Consider the following 15807-nt stretch of genomic DNA (forward strand, 5'->3'; position numbering starts at 1 on the left):
ATGCCGATCTCGCGAAGCGACTGGTCGGCGCGGGAACGGGCGCATCAGGAGCGCGCGGACCGACTGACCGCCGAGCATCGCGCCCGATCGGCGCGGGGCGAGAAGCATCCGGTCTGGGACTTCCTGTTCACCTACTACGGATACAAGCCAGCTCAGCTCCGCCGCTGGCATCCGGGCGCCGGGGTCGAGCTCGAGGAGGCTGCGGAACGCGAGGGATGGCGCTGGTACTCCCCCGGGCTCTCCGTCGGTTCGGTCGTCCCCGACGCCGCCGCCTTCGCGCAGGAGAAGCCGGAGCTCGCAGGACTGATCGAGCGGATGCTGCGCCGCACGGCGTCGCGTCCCGGTCAGTTCGGCTGCTTCGGCCTGCATGAATGGGCGATGGTCTATCGCGCCGAGGATCATCGCCATCCCGTGCCGCTGCGACTCGGGCAGGCCGGCACCGACGCGGTCGTGGAGAATCACGAGCTCCGCTGCACCCACTTCGACGCCTTCCGCTTCTTCACCCCGGAAGCCGTGCCGCGCAACCGTACCGGCCTCAGCCGCGACACGCAGCCTCTGTTCGAGCAGCCCGGGTGCCTGCACGCCGGAATGGACCTGTACCGGTGGGCGATGAAGCTCGGGCCGCTGGTGCCGGGCGAGCTGCTGCTGGACACCTTCGAGCTGGCTCGCGACATCCGGCTGCTGGACATGCAGGCGGCCCCCTACGACCTGGCCGCGTGGGGCGTCGAACCGGTGCGGATCGAGACGACGGACGGCAAAGCGGAGTATGTGCGTCAGCAGCGATCGTTCGCCGACCGCGGAGCGCTGCTGCGGAGCCGGCTGCTGATCGCCTGGCTGGGTCAGGACGCGGGTTCGCAGTCCGCGCAGGGCGCCCATCGGCTGTCGGATGCCGCGATCTCCAATCGCAGCGTCAGCACCCGCTCCGCCGCATCCTGAAGACGTTCCGCGGGAAGCGTTCCGGCTTCGACCGCGGCGACGAGTCCCGCGGTCACCTGTGCGGCGGTATCCGGGGTGGAGTGCGCGATGGTGAGCACCATGTCGCTCCCCGCGGCCAGCGCGGCCACGGCATTCGCGACAGGGTCGGCGTAGGCGGCGATCCCGGTCGACTCCAGCATCCCGAGGTCGTCGGTGACGATGACGCCCTCGAAGCCGAGCTCGCCGCGGGCGATCTCGTGCCAGCGAGCGGAGAGCGAGGCGGGCGCCGCATCGACCGCCGTATAGGCGAGGTGCCCGAACATCAGCAGCGAAGCACCGGCATCGATCCCGGCGATGAAAGGCAGCGCGTCGGCGGCGCGCCACTGCTCGAGCGTGAGGCCCGTGGACGGGATCAGCTGGTGCGAGTCTCCCGGCGCCGCTCCGTGCCCGGGGAAGTGTTTCAGAGTCGAGGCGAGGAACTGTTCCTCCGCAGTCACCGCAGCGGCCACCCGGTCTGCTGCGCTGGTGGGATCGGCGCCCAGCGAGCGGTCGAAGATGAAGGACGAGCGATCGGCCGTCGTGTCCGCGACGATGCCGAAGTTCACATTCGCTCCGCCGCGCACGACGAGTGAGGCACGCCCGGCGAATGCCGCCGAAGTGGACGCCGGCGTCGCATCCTTGAGCGTGGTCGCTGCGGGGAAGCCGTCCCAGCCCAGGCGCGACACGGACCCGCCCTCCTGGTCGATCGCGATGAGCGGTGGGAGTGCCGGATCCGTGGTGAGCGCCGCGGTGACGGCGCGCAGTTCCTCCTCCGTCCCGGGGACGTTGGAGCCCATCAGGATGAAGCCGCCGAGGCCGCCCTGTGCCATATAGGCGCTGAGCGTGGACGCATCCGTGGTCGGGATGTGCCCCATCACGACACTCGCCGCCTGCTCCTGAAGGCTCATCGTCGAGACCATCGCGGCCGCCCGCTGCGCCGGACCGCGCTCCGGAGAGGCATCGACCGTGTCGTGTCGCCCCTGCGCCGGGGAGACGAGGGCAGTGGCTGTCGCCGCCACGGCGACGAGCAGGGCCCCCGCAACGCGGACAGAGAGGCTTCGACGCATCCTCTCAGCCTACGTCGCTCCGATGCACGATGCGTCGGCTCAGCGCGCGAGGGCGACCTCGATGGGCTCGCTGCATTCTCCGGTGCCGTTGCCGAAGCGGATCGTGCGGCCGATCGTGGATGGCGCCTGCAGCGCTGCGGCGATGACGGCGGCGACGTCGGCACGCGACACGGCGCCCCTGCCCGAAGGGTCGAGCTGGATCCTTCCCGTCGGCGGATCGAGCGTGAGGGTGCCGGGTGCGAGGACGGTCCCCTCGAGCTCCGTGACGCGCAGATGCTCATCGGCAGCCCACTTGGCGTCGGCGTAGGCGAAGAACCCGTCATCCTCCGGCACTCCGTGGTCGGCGGTCGACCCGAGCCACGACACCATGAGGTAACGGTGGACGCCGGCGATCTCCGCGGCATCCATCGTGCGGATCGCGGCGTCGCGATCGACGGCGTAGGTGCGCCGAGGATCGCCACCGCCGGCGCCCGCCGACCACACGACCGCGTCATGCCCGTCGATGAGGTCGGCGAGAGCCGGAGCATCCAGTTGTTCGATGTCGGCCACGACGGCCGTGGCCCCGGTCTCCTCGACCTCGGTGGTGTGCGCGGGATTCCGGATGATCGCTGTGACCTCGTCACCGCGATCGACGAGGAGGGGCGCGAGGAGAAGGGCGATGCGGCCGTGGCCGCCGAAGATGATGATGCGGGACATGAAGTCTCCTCTGGTCGGCGATCAGCGCGGCTGCTGCGAGCCGTCGATGACGTATGCCTGTGGATGGCTGGGCAGGTAGCGCACGACGACGTTGCCGGTCGACGGGATGCTGGTGTACCCACCGGGATGCACGGAGGGCGTGAAGAAGTTGTTCTCGAGGGTGTACTCCACGCCCTCGGCGGTCGTGAAGGTCACCCAGTCGCCGTCGATGGTCGCCGTGGTCGGGCGGCCGTTCTCATAGATGTAGGAGCGCGTGACCGGAACGCCGGTCAGGCCCAGGATGCCTAGGACCAGCGAACCGAGCATCACGAAGGCGAGCACACGGAAGACGATCCGCACCAGTCGGCGGAGGATCTCGCCCTGCGGACGCGCGCCCGGCGCGAGCAGACCTTCCCGCTCGCGGATGCTGCGCAACCGGCCACCGGGTGCCGTACCGCGCGCCGACATGGCGAAGAGTCCGAGGATCGAGAAGCCGGCGATGAAGACCATCGCGTACCCGTGCGACACGGGGAAGTTCACGAGCCAGATGAGCGTGTCCATCGGATTCATCGCGCCTCCTCCTTCTCGATCGTCACGGCCACGGTATGCGGGTCCTCCCGGCGGTAGAACGCCCAGATCGGCGCCCCGACCTGGAAGCGCGAGATCGCATCCGGGTGCACGAAGGCCGTGGTGTCGGCCTCCCAGGTCGACAGGCCGTCGGGTGCCATCAGCACCCGAAGGGCGAGTTCACTCTGTCCCTCCCGTCGTCGTCCGGTCGGTCGTACGGCGATGACGGATGCCGGAACCTGCGTTCCGGTGGTGCGCGCCTTGACCTGGCTCGGGTCGAGCAGGCCGCGCTCGATCCGCCAGTTCAGCATCGCCTCGCGCACGGCCGGGTCGGTCGGATCGGCGATCTCGACGGTGTCCTGATCGGTGACGCTGTAGCGCACCGGCACCGCCAGGCCGACCTGCAGTACGGAGAACTCGCTCGCATCCACGAGCATGCGCAGCTGGCCGACGAACTCGTCGCCCGTTCGCGGCGTCACCCGGATGAACAGATCGTACTGCGGCACGTCGTTGACGGTCAGGCCGGTGCGCGAGACCTCCACGATTCGCCCGACGCCGATCTGCGTCTCCCCGCGCACCCTCTTCCGACGGAGGAGACCGGACATGGTGCCGCCGAAGGTGAGGAGCAGTCCCCAGGCGACGCCGATCATGATCGGCGCTCCGAGTGTGTCCTCTCCTCCGAACGGAAGGATCGACTGCCGCTGATTCACCCCGAACAGGCCCTCGCCGACCCAGATGAGGAGCCAGACCGAGAGCAGCAGCCAGATGATCGCGAAGACGATGCGGAGCATGCGCTCAGCGTAGCGAGGTCGCCTGTCGTGTGCCCACCATCGGTTCGGCCTGTTGCAGCTCGCCTGACATCGCGAGCTGGCGCTGCACGCCTCGAGCCGCCGTCCGGCCGGCGCGGTTGGCTCCGATGGTGCTCGCCGACGGCCCGTAGCCGACCAGCTGAACCCGAGGATCGCGGACCGCGGTCGTGCCGCGTCCGTGACGGTCGAGCTGGATTCCTCCTGCTTCGCTGCGCAGGTGCAACGGGGCCAGGTGAGTGATCGCCGGGCGGAACCCGGTGGCCCAGAGGATGACGTCGACGGGCTCGAAGGCCCCGTCGGCCCAGCGCACCCCGTCGGGTTCGATGCGGGAGAACATCGGCCGCCGCGCCGCGTACGCTCCCCGTCGCTCCGCCTCTCGCTCCTGGGCGCGCAACGCGAGGCCGGTGACGCTGACGACGCTCTGCGGCGGGAGCCCCTGCGCGACGCGCTGCTCGACGAGAGCCACGGCGGCGGCACCCGCTTCGGGAGTGAAGTCCGATGTCATCCAGACCGGCTCTCGTCGTGTCGCCCAGAGCGTGTCCGTGATCGGGGCGAGGGCACCGAGGAACTGCACGGCCGATGCCCCTCCGCCGACGACGAGCACGCGCTTGCCGCGGAAGTGCTCAGGGCCCGGGTAGTCCACGGTGTGCAGCTGCTCCCCGAGAAAGGTCTCCATTCCCGGATAGTGCGGCATGAACGGCTGCGTCCAGGTTCCGGTCGCGTTCACGAGGGTGCGCGTGCGCCAGCGGCGATCTCCCGCGTGCACGACGAGGATGCCGTCGTCGTCCGTGACCTGATCGACGCGGACAGGGCGGATGATCGGAAGCGCGTGGACTCGCTCGTATTCGGCGAAGTACGCCGGGACGGCGGTGTTCGCTCGCGCGGTGTCCCGTGGAGGTGGAACGGCGCCCGGGAGCTCGGCGACGCCGTGCACATCCTGCATCGTCAGCGCGTCCCAGCGATGACGCCAGGCACCCCCGGCTTCCGCGTCCGAGTCCAGCACGACGTGCTCGATCCCGAGGCGGGCGAGGTGGTACGAGGTCGAGAGTCCGGCCTGTCCGGCGCCGATCACCACGCTCTCGAGAATGCTCACGAAGAAGTGAACGTCGCTCGCGGCGGAGTTGTTCCTGCCCTTCGAGCTCAGATCGAGATCTGGTAGTGCACGTAACCCGTGTGGGTCGCGACCCGGTCGTAGAGCGTGCGCGCGGTCGCGTTGCCCTCCTGAGTGAGCCAGTAGACCTTCTCGCAGCCGGATCGCTCCGCCCACTCGCGCACATGCCCGATCAGCGCCCGCCCGGCCCCGGTGCCGCGGGCATCGGCACAGACGAACAGGTCTTCGAGATAGCAGTACTCCCCCGTGCTCCAGGTCGCCGGATGCGAAAGCCAGTGCACGAGCCCGATCGCACGCCCTTCGTCGTCGACAGCGAGCGCGCCGTGCAGATCGCGATCATCCACGAGCCGCCCGAACGTCAACGTGGTGACCTCTTCGGCGATGTCGGATTCGTAGAACCGCAGGTAGCCCGCCCACAGCGCGGACCATTCCTCGAAGTCGCTCTGCTGGATCATTCGGATGCTCGTCACGGAGTCAGCCTATTCGCGTGCTCGGCTCGCACGCGCGAGCCTCACTCGATTGGCTCTTCGCCCGATCCGTGTAGTACGCTATTCGAGTTGCCCCGGCTTCTACGGGGCAGCGTCTGGGCCTGTGGCGCAGTTGGTAGCGCACCTGCATGGCATGCAGGGGGTCAGGGGTTCGAATCCCCTCAGGTCCACCAGATCAGCACGAAGAAACCCTGCTCCGCCTCATCGCGGAGCAGGGTTTCTTCGTCGTTCAACGGGTCTGGTAACGCGCGTACAGCAGCCCGCTCCGGAATGCCCGCTCCTCGACCAGCTCGAGATCCAGGCGAACGCCGTCGGGGAAGAACCGCTTGCCGCCGCCGACCACGCTGGCGGTGATGAAGAGGTGGTACTCGTCCACCAGCCCGGCGCTGATCGCCTGGGCGGCCAGGGTCGGCCCGTCGACGCTGAGATCGTGATCCGACTCGGCCTTGAGCAGGCGCACGGCCTCCGGATCGAACGACCGCTCGATCCGGGTCTTCGCGCTCGATGCCGACTCGAGGGTCGTGGAGTAGACGACCTTCTCCGCCGCCTGCCAGTCGCGCGCGTACTGCTCGATATGCGGCGGCACATCGGGCAGGGCGTGCGCAGTCTCCCAGAAGACCATCGTCTCGTACATGCGCCGCCCGTAGAGGTACGTCCCGACGTGCCGGAACGTGTCTCCGACGAAGGTGTGCACCTCCTCATCCTCGGCGCCGCTGCCGAGGTCGCCCTCCGCCGCTTCGGCGTACCCGTCGAGCGAGGTGAACATCGAGTAGATGAGCTTGGCCATGTCGCGCTCCTCCCGTTCTGATGCTTATAGCGCGCGTCACGCCACTGGTCAAGCCGCTCTGAGCGCGCAACCATCCGCTTTAGGGTCGATGCATCACCGCGACGAAAGGACCGATCATGTCGAACCCCATCCCGCCGATCGTCCCCCTCCCCGACGGAGATCCTGTGGACGACGAACCGTTCGACGAGGACCTCGTCACCATGGAGCAGGACGGGGAGACCACGCTCGATCCCGACATCGACGACGGCCTGATCGACAGCGCCACCGCCGATCGCCTCGCAGCCGGCGATGCAGAGGACGACGACGGCCTCTGAGACCGTCGCACTATGAGCAGACCGTGGCACCGCCTGGTGAATCCGTCTCGCCGTGAACTCGAAGAGGCGCAGTCGCAGTTCGGCCTGCATCCGCTCGTGATCGGCGACCTCGGCGAGGGCCGACAGCAGCCGAAGTTCGAGTCGTTCGACGAACACCTGTACCTCTCGATCTGGGACGTCGATCGGGGCGGCTCCGATCCTGCGACAACCAATGTAGACCTCGCGCTCGTCTTCAACGACGAGATGCTGTTGCTCGTCCAGCGCGGCGACGTCGACGAGATGCGCGACCTCGAGGGGTTGCTCGCCGGTCCCGGAGCGATCCCGATCGACTCGCCGATCGCCGCGGTCCACCGCGTGCTCGACGCAGTCGTGCACGACTTCGTCGAACTCGCCGCGCAGGTCGAGGACGACCTCGACGAACTCGAGACGGAGGTGTTCGACAGCGGAGTCCAGGAGGACTATCAGCGCATCTACCGGCTACGCCAGCGGATCGGTCGCATCGATCGGGCCGCAACGGGCCTCGCAGAGGCTCTTCGGTCGGCGCATCAGGAGATCGACATCGCGACTGCCGAGCATCCAGAACTGCGTCCGTACTTCCGTCATCTCGAACTCGACGCATCCGGCGTCGCCGAACTCTCCGCCACCGAGCATGCGTCACTCGACGTGGTCGTCTCCAGCCACGAGAGCAATGTCGCCACCCGGCAGAATCGTGACATGCGCACGATATCCGCGTTCGCGGCGCTCCTGGCGATCCCGACCGTGATCGGCGGACTCTACGGCATGAACTTCAAGAACCTCCCACTCCTGCAGTGGGAGTACGGATGGGTCGTCGTCGCAGGCTCCATCCTCGTGCTCGACCTGATCGCGTACGTCGCCTTCCGTCATCGCGGCTGGCTCGGCGACACCGACGACCAGGATGATCGGACGAGCTGAGAACGCCGTCAGGTCGCGAGAAGCGGCGGCAGATGCGGGATCGTGACGGGTCGCGTCGCGCGACTCACGCTCTGCATCCTTTCCACCGCCTCGAGCACGTCGAACGGAGAGGAATAGCGGGAGGCCAGCGGAAGCTCGCGCAACCACACCACCTCCACCTCGGTCTCCTCCAGTTGGTAGATACAGGCGACCACATGACGAGGATCATGCTCCTCGTAACGGAGGTCGTTGATCACCCACTCCAACGTTGTGATCCTTCGCAACGTGTACCGCGGATCCGGCACTCCCACCATCTGTCAGCCCTCCAAGTCGTCTTCTTGGAGTGTCCCTGCTGCCGCAGCCGGGAAAAAGACCCTTGACAGTTTCACAGGCAGCTGTCAGACCGCGTCAGGCGTCCAAAACCTCATCGATGAGGGTGATGCCGCCGGTCGAGTTGGCCGAGTGCATCAGATCTTCGATCCAGCGCATGTTCAGCTCGGGCGGTTCGGTCTCGTCGAACGTGAACCGGAGCGGAATGGACGGATGCAGCCAGATGGTCGAACGCCCGCCGGGCTCCCCCTCCGGATGCTTCCACGAAAGCGTGAAGCTCTCCTGCCGTCGGAGCTTGGTCGCGATGACCACTTTGAGGTGGGCGAGTGCACGATCCTCGATGTGGATCGGATGATCTTCGCCGTCATAGAGGATGGAGCCCATCCCAGAACCGTATCGCAGTTGGCGATGGGCGTCGCATCGAATCCCGGCTGGGCTCAGGCCTCGGGTCCTGGCGCCGAATGCGTGATCCGTGCGGCATCCGCCACCAGTGCTCCCACCTTCGTGCCGATGCAGAGACTCACGAAGATCATCGGCGCGGCAGCGAGTGCGTCCGTGTCGAATGAGGTCATCGCGACGAGCCCGACCGTTCCGGGCACGAGGAGCAGGAACGCCGGCTGGAACGATACGGTCGCCGGTACGGCGAGCGTCACTCGCTCCAGCAGGCGCGCCGCGACGAACAGCAGCGCGGCCGCGATCCCGGTCGCCACGGTGTTGCCGGTGAAGGGCGTGAGCGCCACCAGCGCGGCGTAGGTGCTGGTCATCACGAGAACGCTCACGACGGTGAGCCGGAACCCGGCGCCGAATGCGAGACCGATGCCGATCGCGAGGAAGACGACCCCGATCCAGGAGAGCCAGAGCGGGGGCAGCGCCTGCCACCCGCCGTGGTCGGCCGTCACACCGGCTGCCTGACCCACGAGGGCAGCAGAATCCGGATCGATGCGCAGTCCCGTGAGCGCACCGCCCGCGAAGATCCCCGCGCTCATGAAGCCGAGCATGATGATGCCGTAGGTGAGTCGGGCCGCCCCCGTGACGATGTCGGCGGCGGTGAGCTCGAGGAGGGCATTCGTGATCAGGGCGCCGGGAACGAGTAGCGCGATCGGTGCGCAGACCGCGAACAGCGGCACCGGGCCGAGGTCGAGCCAGGCGTCCGCCGCTCCGACGAGGACCGTCGAGACGAAGCTCGCCACGAACGGAACGATCGCCGCAGCCGGGCGGAACCTCGACATGAGGGTCGAGATCGCACCGACCACAGCGCCGACGAGCAGCGCGAGGACGATCGCCCACCACGGACAGCGGAACAACATCGCCAGTCCCGTCGACAGCAGCCCTCCGCCGACGAGCCATTGCAGCGCCGGATGCCGTCGCGGCAGGCCGCGGATCCGCTCGACGTGCGCAGGAACCTGATCGAGGCTCAGCTTGCCGACCTCGAGGCGCCTGGCGAGGCGGCTCGCATGTGCCGACTGACGGAAGGTGAGCTCCGCGCCCGTCGACGCTCCGATCGTGGTCGCCCCGGCGGTGCGCGGCCGGCTGACCAGCACATGCTGAGGAAGCACGGCGAACGCCAGCGCCTCCTCCGGTGCCGTCGCATCGCGCACCTGCTCGAGCGAGGCCCGAACGTCGGTCACCGACATCCCCGCGTCCAACAGCAGTGCACCGAGGTCGCCGAAGACGACTTCGGCATCGGTGTGCGCGAAGTCGGGAGTGTGCACCGGGCCGGTCGCATTCTCCACGAGCGGCAGCTCCTCGAGCGTGTCTGCGGTGGTCGGACGCGGAGGGCTACTCCCCCGCGACCGTCTCGGCGAGCTGGATCGGAACGACGGGGCAGTCCTTCCAGAGACGCTCCAGGCCGTAATAGACCCGCTCTTCCTGGTGGAAGACGTGCACGATGAGGTCGCCGAAGTCCAGAAGCACCCAGCGGGCCTCCGAACGGCCCTCACGGCGCACGCGCTTGTGCCCGGCCTCGATGAGGGTGTCTTCGATCTCATCGGCGATCGCGGCCACGTTGCGCTCGCTGTTCCCGGTGACGAGCAGGAAGATGTCGACGAGCGGAAGAGGCTCGGAGACGTTCAGCGCGATGAGATCCTCTCCGCCCTTGGAGGCGGCGGCTTGCGCTGCAAGCTGCAGCATCTCTTCGGCGGTTTCAGGTGATTGCATCAGAACACATTCGAGTTGAAGGCGACGATGAGAGCGACCGCCAGTGCGAGGGCCAGACCACCGGCGGTGATCGCCAGAGTCAGCATGAGTTTGTTGCCCTTCTCAGGGGCAGGGGGGCGGATGACCTCACCGGCGGACTTCATGGTGCTGATCGCCGAGCTCGCGGCGATCGGAGTCGGCGAGGATGCCGGTGCCAGCTCGCCGTCGATGAGAACCGCGTCGACGTCTTTGCCGTCGGTGGTCCCGTGCGCGTGCCCCTGGGATCCGAGTCCCTGGGGCAGCTCGTACGAGCCGGTGATGAGCACTTCGCCGGTGGACGCGACGGGACCCGAAAGGGATCCCTCGACCGGGGACTGCGTGAAGATGAGCGCGCTCGGAGCGATGTGCTGCGAGCCTGTCGAGTCGTTGACCGTGAGCAGCTCGTCGAAGGACGGCGTGAACGGCTTGTGGTCGGCGCCCTCGCCGAGCAGGTCACGTCCGAAGGCGGGGCTGACCGTCGGTCGTTCTTCAGCGAGCTCGGTCGGAGCGTCGAGCTCGGTCGGAGCGTCGACCTCGGCAGGGGCGAGGTGATCGCCCGGCGCCCACAAGGACGGGATCTCGGCGACCTCCTCGACGACGTCGGCCTCGACCGGTTCGGCGTCGTTCGCTTCGGCCTTGTCTGCTTCGGCCTCGGCGACTGCCGGCTCGGCGGCGTCCTCGGACGCCGCGGGCTCTTCGTTCCTGCTGAAGCGAGGGACGCCGGTCACGATCTCGGCTTCGACGACTTCTTCGAGCTCGAACACTTCTTCCGGCTCGTCGGCCTCTTCCGTCTCGACGACCTGGATCGCCACGGCGGGCTCGACGACCTCGATGGACTCAGGCGCCTCGGCCTCGGTGGTCTCGACGGGCGAGAGCTGTTCCTCGGAAGCCGCGGCATCAGCCCCCGCGACCGGCACGGATGCAGTGCGTACGCGCTCCTGCTCCCGCACCTGACGGCGCGTCAGGCGGCTCGCTGCGTCAGAGGAGTCGTCGGCCGGTGCCGGGAGTTCGACGGGTGCAACAGGCTGCTCGACCGGTGGCGCCTCCGGCGCAGCCGCTGCGGCTGCCGCCTCCTCGGCCGTGATGACCGGCGTGGAACCGGTCAGCCGGATCTCGCGCAACTGCTTGCGCGTCAGCGGACCATGTCCTTGCTGATCCGATGTACTCATGCCTTGCTCCGATACAGATGATGCTTTGCGATGTATTGAACGACTCCGTCGGGAACCAGATACCAGACGGGTTCATCTTCACGGACCCGCTGCCGGCAGTTGGTCGACGAGATCGACAGCGCCGGAACTTCCAGCTGACTGACGTGCGCGCTCGGGAGGCCGTCCGTGCTCAGGACGTGCCCTGGACGGGAGACCGCGACGAAATGCGCCAGGTCCCACAACTCATCATGGTCTCTCCAACTGAGAATTTGCGCTATGGCATCTGCACCGGTGATGAAGAAGAGCTCCGCATCCGGTCGATCGCGCTTCAGATCACGCAGAGTGTCGATCGTGTACGTCGGCCCGTCGCGATCGATGTCGACCCGGCTGGTGGTGAAATCGGGGTTGGATGCCGTGGCGATGACCGTCATCAGATAGCGGTGCTCGCTGGGCGTGACCTCTTCCTTCTGCCACGGACGTCCGGTCGGGACGAAGATCACCTCGTCGAGATCGAACGAGTGCGCGACCTCGCTGGCTGCGACCAGGTGACCGTGATGGATCGGGTCGAAGGTGCCGCCCATCACGCCGATGCGCGGAGCACGCGAGGTCTTGTTCGTCATGGGGGCCTAGTGGCCGTGTCCCGCCCCGTGGCCGTCCTTGCCGTGCTTCGCGGCCCATGCCTCGGCCTTCGCCGAGTGGCGGTTGGCGACGTTGCGGTACGAAAGAGTCACGAATCCGAGGAAGGCGAATCCGAGCGCGGCGATCACACCGAAGATGAGGGTTTCGAGCGCGACGTTTCCGTGATGCTCGGTTTCAGCTGCGGCCATCGCGATCTGTGCGATGAGATTCATCCTGACTCCGTTCGTGACCGGGTGCGAGAAGACGCCCCCTTAGTCTAGCCATCAGCCGCGGGTCTGCCCCGATCCACGCGCCAGCCACTTCGTGCTGGTCAGTTCGCTGAGGCCCATCGGGCCACGCGCGTGCAGCTTCTGCGTCGAGATTCCCACCTCGGCCCCGAATCCGAATTCGCCGCCGTCCGTGAACCGGGTGGAGGCGTTCACCATCACGACCGCCGAGTCGACCTCAGCGAGGAAGCGCTCGGCATTGCGTGAATCGGTCGTGATGATCGACTCCGTGTGCCCGGTGCTGTACCGGCGGATGTGGGCGAGAGCGTCGTCGAGGGTGTCGACCACCTTCATGGCGATGTCGAGGCTCAGGTACTCCGTCGCCCAGTCCTCCTCTGTGGCGGGGATCACGCCGGTGACGAGTCCGGAGACGATGTCGTCGCCGTGGATGGCCACGCCTTCGCTCTGCAAGGCGCTCGCGACGAGCGGGATCAGCCGGGGTGCCGCCTGTCGCAGGACGAGTACCGTCTCGACGGCGTTGCAGACGCTGGGCCGCTGCACCTTCGCGTTCACGACGATGTCACGAGCCCAGTCGTCCGGTGCGGACTCGTCGAGCACGATGTGCACGTTGCCGGCACCGGTCTCGATCACCGGAACGGTCGATTCGGTGACCACCGTCTCGATCAGGCCGGCGCTGCCGCGCGGCACCAGCACGTCGATGAACCCGCGGCCGTGCATCAGGGCTTTCGCGCCCTCGCGGCCGAAATCGTCGACGGTCTGGATCGCCTCCGCAGTGAGGCCCGCTCCCCCGAGCGCGTCGCGCATCACCTGCACGAGCACCGTGTTCGAGTCGCGAGCGGCACTGCCTCCTCGCAGCACGACGGCGTTTCCCGAGCGCAGCGCGAGAGCGGCGATGTCGACGGTCACGTTCGGACGTGCTTCGTAGATGGCTCCGACGACGCCGAAGGGCACCCGGATCTGCTGCAGGGCGACGCCGTTCGGCATCCGATGCCCGCCGACGACCTGGCCCACCGGATCCGGAAGGGCCGCGACCTCGCGCACGGCGGAGGCCAGTGCCGCGACGCGCTTCTCATCCAGCCGCAGTCGGTCGATCAGCGATTCGCCTATGGCTTCCTCGCGCCCTCGGGCGATGTCTCGCTCGTTCGCAGCGATGATGCGCGGCGACTCCGCCTCGAGCGCCAGCGCGATGGCCTCGAGTACCCGGGCCTTGTCGCCGCTGGTGAGGGTTGCGGTGGCGCGTGCGGCCTCCTTCGCGCGCTCCAGGCGCACGTGCGGGGTCTGGTCGGTCATCCGCCCAGTCTAGCCAGCGGCGGGTTCGAACCAGGTGCCGATGTCGTGGCCGGCGAGGGCCCTGTCGACGAGGTCGGCGCTGGTCACCAGCACGCCGATTCCGGATGCTGCCGCCAGCCTGGCGGCAGACACCTTCGTCGCCGCTCCCCCGGTGCCGACGCTGTTCACGACGGTCGCTCCGAATTCGAGGCCGGCGAGATCCGCGTCGGCGGCGACGACGTCGATCGGCGTCGCGCCCGGGTCGGACGGCGGCTTCGTGTACAGCGACTCGATGTCGCTGAGCAGCACCAGGGCGTCTGCGCCGACCAGCTGCGCGACGAGCGCGCCGAGGCGGTCGTTGTCTCCGAAGCGGATCTCCTGCGTGGCGACGGTGTCGTTCTCGTTGACGATCGGGATGATGCGCAGGCCGAGGAGCCGTTCCATCGCGCGACGGGCGTTGCTCCGAGAGGTCGGATTCTCCAGGTCGCCCGTCGTCAGCAGCACCTGACCGGCGATGATCCCGAAGGCGTGCAACGCCTCCTGGTAGCGGTAGATGAGCACGTTCTGCCCGACCGCTGCGGCCGCCTGCTGCGTGGCGAGGTCCGTGGGACGGGCATCGAGCTTCAGCAGCGGGATGCCGGAGGCGATCGCCCCCGAGGAGACGAGCACCACCTCGGTGCCGCGCGCGTGCGCAGCCGCCAGAGCCTCCACGAGCACCGGGATGCGCCAGGACGACTCACCGCTGATCGATGAGGAGCCGACCTTCACGACGATGCGCGCGGCGGTCGCGAGATCAGCCCTGACGCGAGCCGTCACTCGTCGGCTCCCAGATTGCTGGCGCGACGCTTGGCCTCCAGTTCCGCACGTGCTTCCGACTTCGCATCCATCCGCTCGTAGTACTGCTCACGACGCTCGGTCGTGGTGCGTCGGGCGTTCGGGGCGAGTCGAGGGTCGGTTCCGCGAGGAGCGGTCATGAGCTCGGCCGCGGAGCGCATGGTCGGCTCCCAGTCGAAGATCATGCTGTCGCCCTCGCCGATGACGACGGTCGAGCCCGGGGTCGCGCCGAGACGGAACAACTCGTCCTCGACACCCAGTTTCTCGAGGCGATCGGCGAAGTAGCCGATGGCCTCCTCGTTCTGGAAGTCCGTCTGCTGCATCCACCGCACCGGCTTCTCACCGAGGACGCGGTAGTAGTTGCCGTAGGAACCGCCGTCGATGCGGATCGTGAACTCCTTCTTGGAGCCCTTCGGGCGGATGACGACCCGCTCTTTCGGCACATCGACCGCAGTCTCGGCCTTGTGCTTCTCGACGATCTCGCCGAGTGCGTAGGTGAGCGGTCGGAGTCCCTCGTGGGAGATGGTGGAGATCTCGAAGACGCGGAAGCCTCGAGCCTCGAGGTCGGGGCGGACGAGCTCGGCGAGCTCACGGGCCTCTGGCACATCGATCTTGTTCAGGGCGATGAGCTGCGGGCGCTCCAGAAGCGGCGTCTGGCCCTCTGGAACCTCGTAGGCCGCGAGCTCGGTGAGGATCACGTCGAGGTCGGAGATCGGGTCGCGCCCTGATTCCAGCGTGGCGCAGTCCAGGACGTGCAGCAGGGCGGAGCAGCGCTCGACGTGGCGCAGGAACTCGAGTCCGAGTCCGCGTCCCTCGCTGGCGCCTTCGACCAGTCCAGGAACGTCGGCGACCGTGTAACGGGCCTCGCCGGCCTGAACGACGCCGAGGTTGGGGTGCAACGTCGTGAACGGGTACTCGGCGATCTTCGGCCGTGCGGCCGAGATCGCACCGATCAGGCTCGACTTGCCCGCGGAGGGATATCCGACGAGGGCGACATCCGCCACTGTCTTCAGTTCCAGAATGACGTCGCCCTCGAAGCCGGGCGTGCCGAGCAGCGCGAAGCCGGGTGCCTTGCGCTTCGGAGAGGCGAGCGCCGCGTTGCCGAGACCGCCCTGTCCGCCCTTGGCGACGACGAATCGCTCGCCGGGGATGATCATGTCGATCAGCACCTCGCCGGCGGGGTTCTTCACCACGGTGCCGACGGGCACGGGCAGCTCGAGGGTCTCGCCCAGCGCGCCGGAGCGGTGATCGCCCATGCCGGGTCCGCCGTTGCCCGAGGAACGGTGCGGAGCATGGTGGTACGTCAGGAGCGTGCCGGTCTGCGGATCCGCGACCAGCACGATGTCACCGCCGTCGCCGCCGTTGCCCCCATCGGGGCCGCCGAGCGGCTTGAACTTCTCCCGGTGCACCGAGACACAGCCGCCGCCGCCCTTGCCCGCGCGCAGATGCAGCGTCACGGTGTCGACGAATGAGACCATGTCGAAAACTCCCTTGGATACAC

At 67.9% G+C, this 15807-nt stretch carries 20 protein-coding genes and 1 tRNA gene; 4 read left to right on the forward strand and 17 right to left on the reverse strand.

Annotated elements, in window-relative coordinates:
* Complete coding sequence (locus CUR96_RS07120) at positions 1-936, forward strand: 3-methyladenine DNA glycosylase (protein WP_245861116.1); 936 nt, start codon at positions 1-3, stop codon at positions 934-936.
* On the opposite strand, the gene CUR96_RS07125 is transcribed toward CUR96_RS07120, so the two are convergent.
* The 6 genes from CUR96_RS07125 to CUR96_RS07150 are packed head-to-tail and all read right to left on the reverse strand — an operon-like array spanning position 840 to position 5653.
* The gene (locus tag CUR96_RS07125) at positions 840-2021 is read right to left on the reverse strand and encodes a glycoside hydrolase family 3 N-terminal domain-containing protein (RefSeq protein ID WP_102192613.1); all 1182 of its coding nucleotides are present in this window, start codon (positions 2019-2021) and stop codon (positions 840-842) included. The two genes, CUR96_RS07120 and CUR96_RS07125, sit on opposite strands and share 97 nt — an antisense overlap.
* Positions 2022-2060: 39 nt before the next feature.
* Entirely contained in the window at positions 2061-2717 is a 657-nt protein-coding gene (locus CUR96_RS07130; RefSeq protein WP_102192614.1) for an SDR family oxidoreductase, read from the reverse strand.
* Between the two features lie 21 nt (positions 2718-2738).
* Positions 2739-3266 (reverse strand): hypothetical protein, encoded by a 528-nt coding sequence (locus CUR96_RS07135; RefSeq protein WP_102192615.1) that lies wholly within the window; start codon positions 3264-3266, stop codon positions 2739-2741.
* The gene (locus CUR96_RS07140; protein WP_102192616.1) at positions 3263-4054 is read right to left on the reverse strand and encodes a hypothetical protein; all 792 of its coding nucleotides are present in this window, start codon (positions 4052-4054) and stop codon (positions 3263-3265) included. The genes CUR96_RS07135 and CUR96_RS07140 overlap by 4 nt, the downstream gene beginning before the upstream one ends.
* Positions 4055-4058: 4 nt before the next feature.
* Positions 4059-5165, reverse strand: coding sequence for an NAD(P)-binding domain-containing protein (locus CUR96_RS07145; protein WP_102192617.1), 1107 nt, complete (start codon positions 5163-5165; stop codon positions 4059-4061).
* A 47-nt stretch (positions 5166-5212) separates the two neighbouring features.
* The gene (locus CUR96_RS07150; protein WP_219721968.1) at positions 5213-5653 is read right to left on the reverse strand and encodes a GNAT family N-acetyltransferase; all 441 of its coding nucleotides are present in this window, start codon (positions 5651-5653) and stop codon (positions 5213-5215) included.
* Positions 5654-5768: 115 nt separating this feature from the next.
* Here CUR96_RS07150 and CUR96_RS07155 point away from each other — a divergent pair.
* Positions 5769-5844, forward strand: a tRNA-Ala gene (locus tag CUR96_RS07155).
* 56 nt (positions 5845-5900) lie between these two features.
* Here CUR96_RS07155 and CUR96_RS07160 read toward each other — a convergent pair.
* On the reverse strand, positions 5901-6458 hold the full coding sequence (locus CUR96_RS07160; protein ID WP_102192619.1) for a dihydrofolate reductase family protein: 558 nt from the start codon (positions 6456-6458) through the stop codon (positions 5901-5903).
* Positions 6459-6574: 116 nt separating this feature from the next.
* On the opposite strand from CUR96_RS07160, the gene CUR96_RS07165 reads away from it, so the two are divergent.
* Together CUR96_RS07165 and CUR96_RS07170 are read left to right on the forward strand one after the other, a co-directional pair.
* Positions 6575-6772 (forward strand): hypothetical protein, encoded by a 198-nt coding sequence (locus tag CUR96_RS07165; protein WP_102192620.1) that lies wholly within the window; start codon positions 6575-6577, stop codon positions 6770-6772.
* Between the two features lie 12 nt (positions 6773-6784).
* Positions 6785-7705, forward strand: a complete 921-nt coding sequence (locus CUR96_RS07170) for a magnesium transporter CorA family protein (protein WP_102192621.1) — start codon at positions 6785-6787, stop codon at positions 7703-7705.
* 8 nt (positions 7706-7713) lie between these two features.
* Here the strand turns inward: CUR96_RS07170 and CUR96_RS07175 are convergent, their stop codons facing one another.
* The 10 genes from CUR96_RS07175 to obgE form a co-directional block, all read right to left on the reverse strand.
* Positions 7714-7941: a hypothetical protein gene (locus tag CUR96_RS07175; RefSeq protein ID WP_245861117.1), complete on the reverse strand. Its 228-nt coding sequence runs from the start codon at positions 7939-7941 to the stop codon at positions 7714-7716.
* Between the two features lie 151 nt (positions 7942-8092).
* Complete coding sequence (locus CUR96_RS07180) at positions 8093-8398, reverse strand: hypothetical protein (RefSeq protein ID WP_102192623.1); 306 nt, start codon at positions 8396-8398, stop codon at positions 8093-8095.
* 53 nt (positions 8399-8451) lie between these two features.
* Positions 8452-9747 carry a threonine/serine exporter family protein gene (locus CUR96_RS07185; protein ID WP_245861118.1) on the reverse strand — a complete coding sequence of 432 codons (1296 nt, stop codon included), beginning with the start codon at positions 9745-9747 and terminating at the stop codon, positions 8452-8454.
* 46 nt (positions 9748-9793) lie between these two features.
* Positions 9794-10171, reverse strand: a complete 378-nt coding sequence (gene rsfS, locus CUR96_RS07190) for a ribosome silencing factor (protein WP_102192624.1) — start codon at positions 10169-10171, stop codon at positions 9794-9796.
* Complete coding sequence (locus CUR96_RS07195; protein WP_102192625.1) at positions 10171-11358, reverse strand: hypothetical protein; 1188 nt, start codon at positions 11356-11358, stop codon at positions 10171-10173. The genes rsfS and CUR96_RS07195 overlap by 1 nt, the downstream gene beginning before the upstream one ends.
* Entirely contained in the window at positions 11355-11957 is a 603-nt protein-coding gene (gene nadD, locus CUR96_RS07200) for a nicotinate-nucleotide adenylyltransferase (protein WP_102192626.1), read from the reverse strand. Before nadD ends, CUR96_RS07195 begins: the two co-directional genes overlap by 4 nt.
* 6 nt (positions 11958-11963) lie before the next feature.
* On the reverse strand, positions 11964-12188 hold the full coding sequence (locus CUR96_RS07205) for a hypothetical protein (protein ID WP_102192627.1): 225 nt from the start codon (positions 12186-12188) through the stop codon (positions 11964-11966).
* A 51-nt stretch (positions 12189-12239) separates the two neighbouring features.
* On the reverse strand, positions 12240-13493 hold the full coding sequence (locus tag CUR96_RS07210; protein ID WP_102192628.1) for a glutamate-5-semialdehyde dehydrogenase: 1254 nt from the start codon (positions 13491-13493) through the stop codon (positions 12240-12242).
* A 9-nt stretch (positions 13494-13502) separates the two neighbouring features.
* A complete protein-coding gene (gene proB / locus CUR96_RS07215) occupies positions 13503-14288 on the reverse strand; it encodes a glutamate 5-kinase (RefSeq protein ID WP_102192629.1) in 786 nt (261 codons plus the stop codon).
* On the reverse strand, positions 14285-15784 hold the full coding sequence (obgE, locus tag CUR96_RS07220) for a GTPase ObgE (protein ID WP_102192630.1): 1500 nt from the start codon (positions 15782-15784) through the stop codon (positions 14285-14287). Before obgE ends, proB begins: the two co-directional genes overlap by 4 nt.
* Positions 15785-15807: the final 23 nt, after the last annotated feature.

It is taken from the genome of Microbacterium aurantiacum, assembly GCF_002872075.1.
Classification (GTDB): Bacteria; Actinomycetota; Actinomycetes; order Actinomycetales; family Microbacteriaceae; genus Microbacterium; species Microbacterium aurantiacum_A.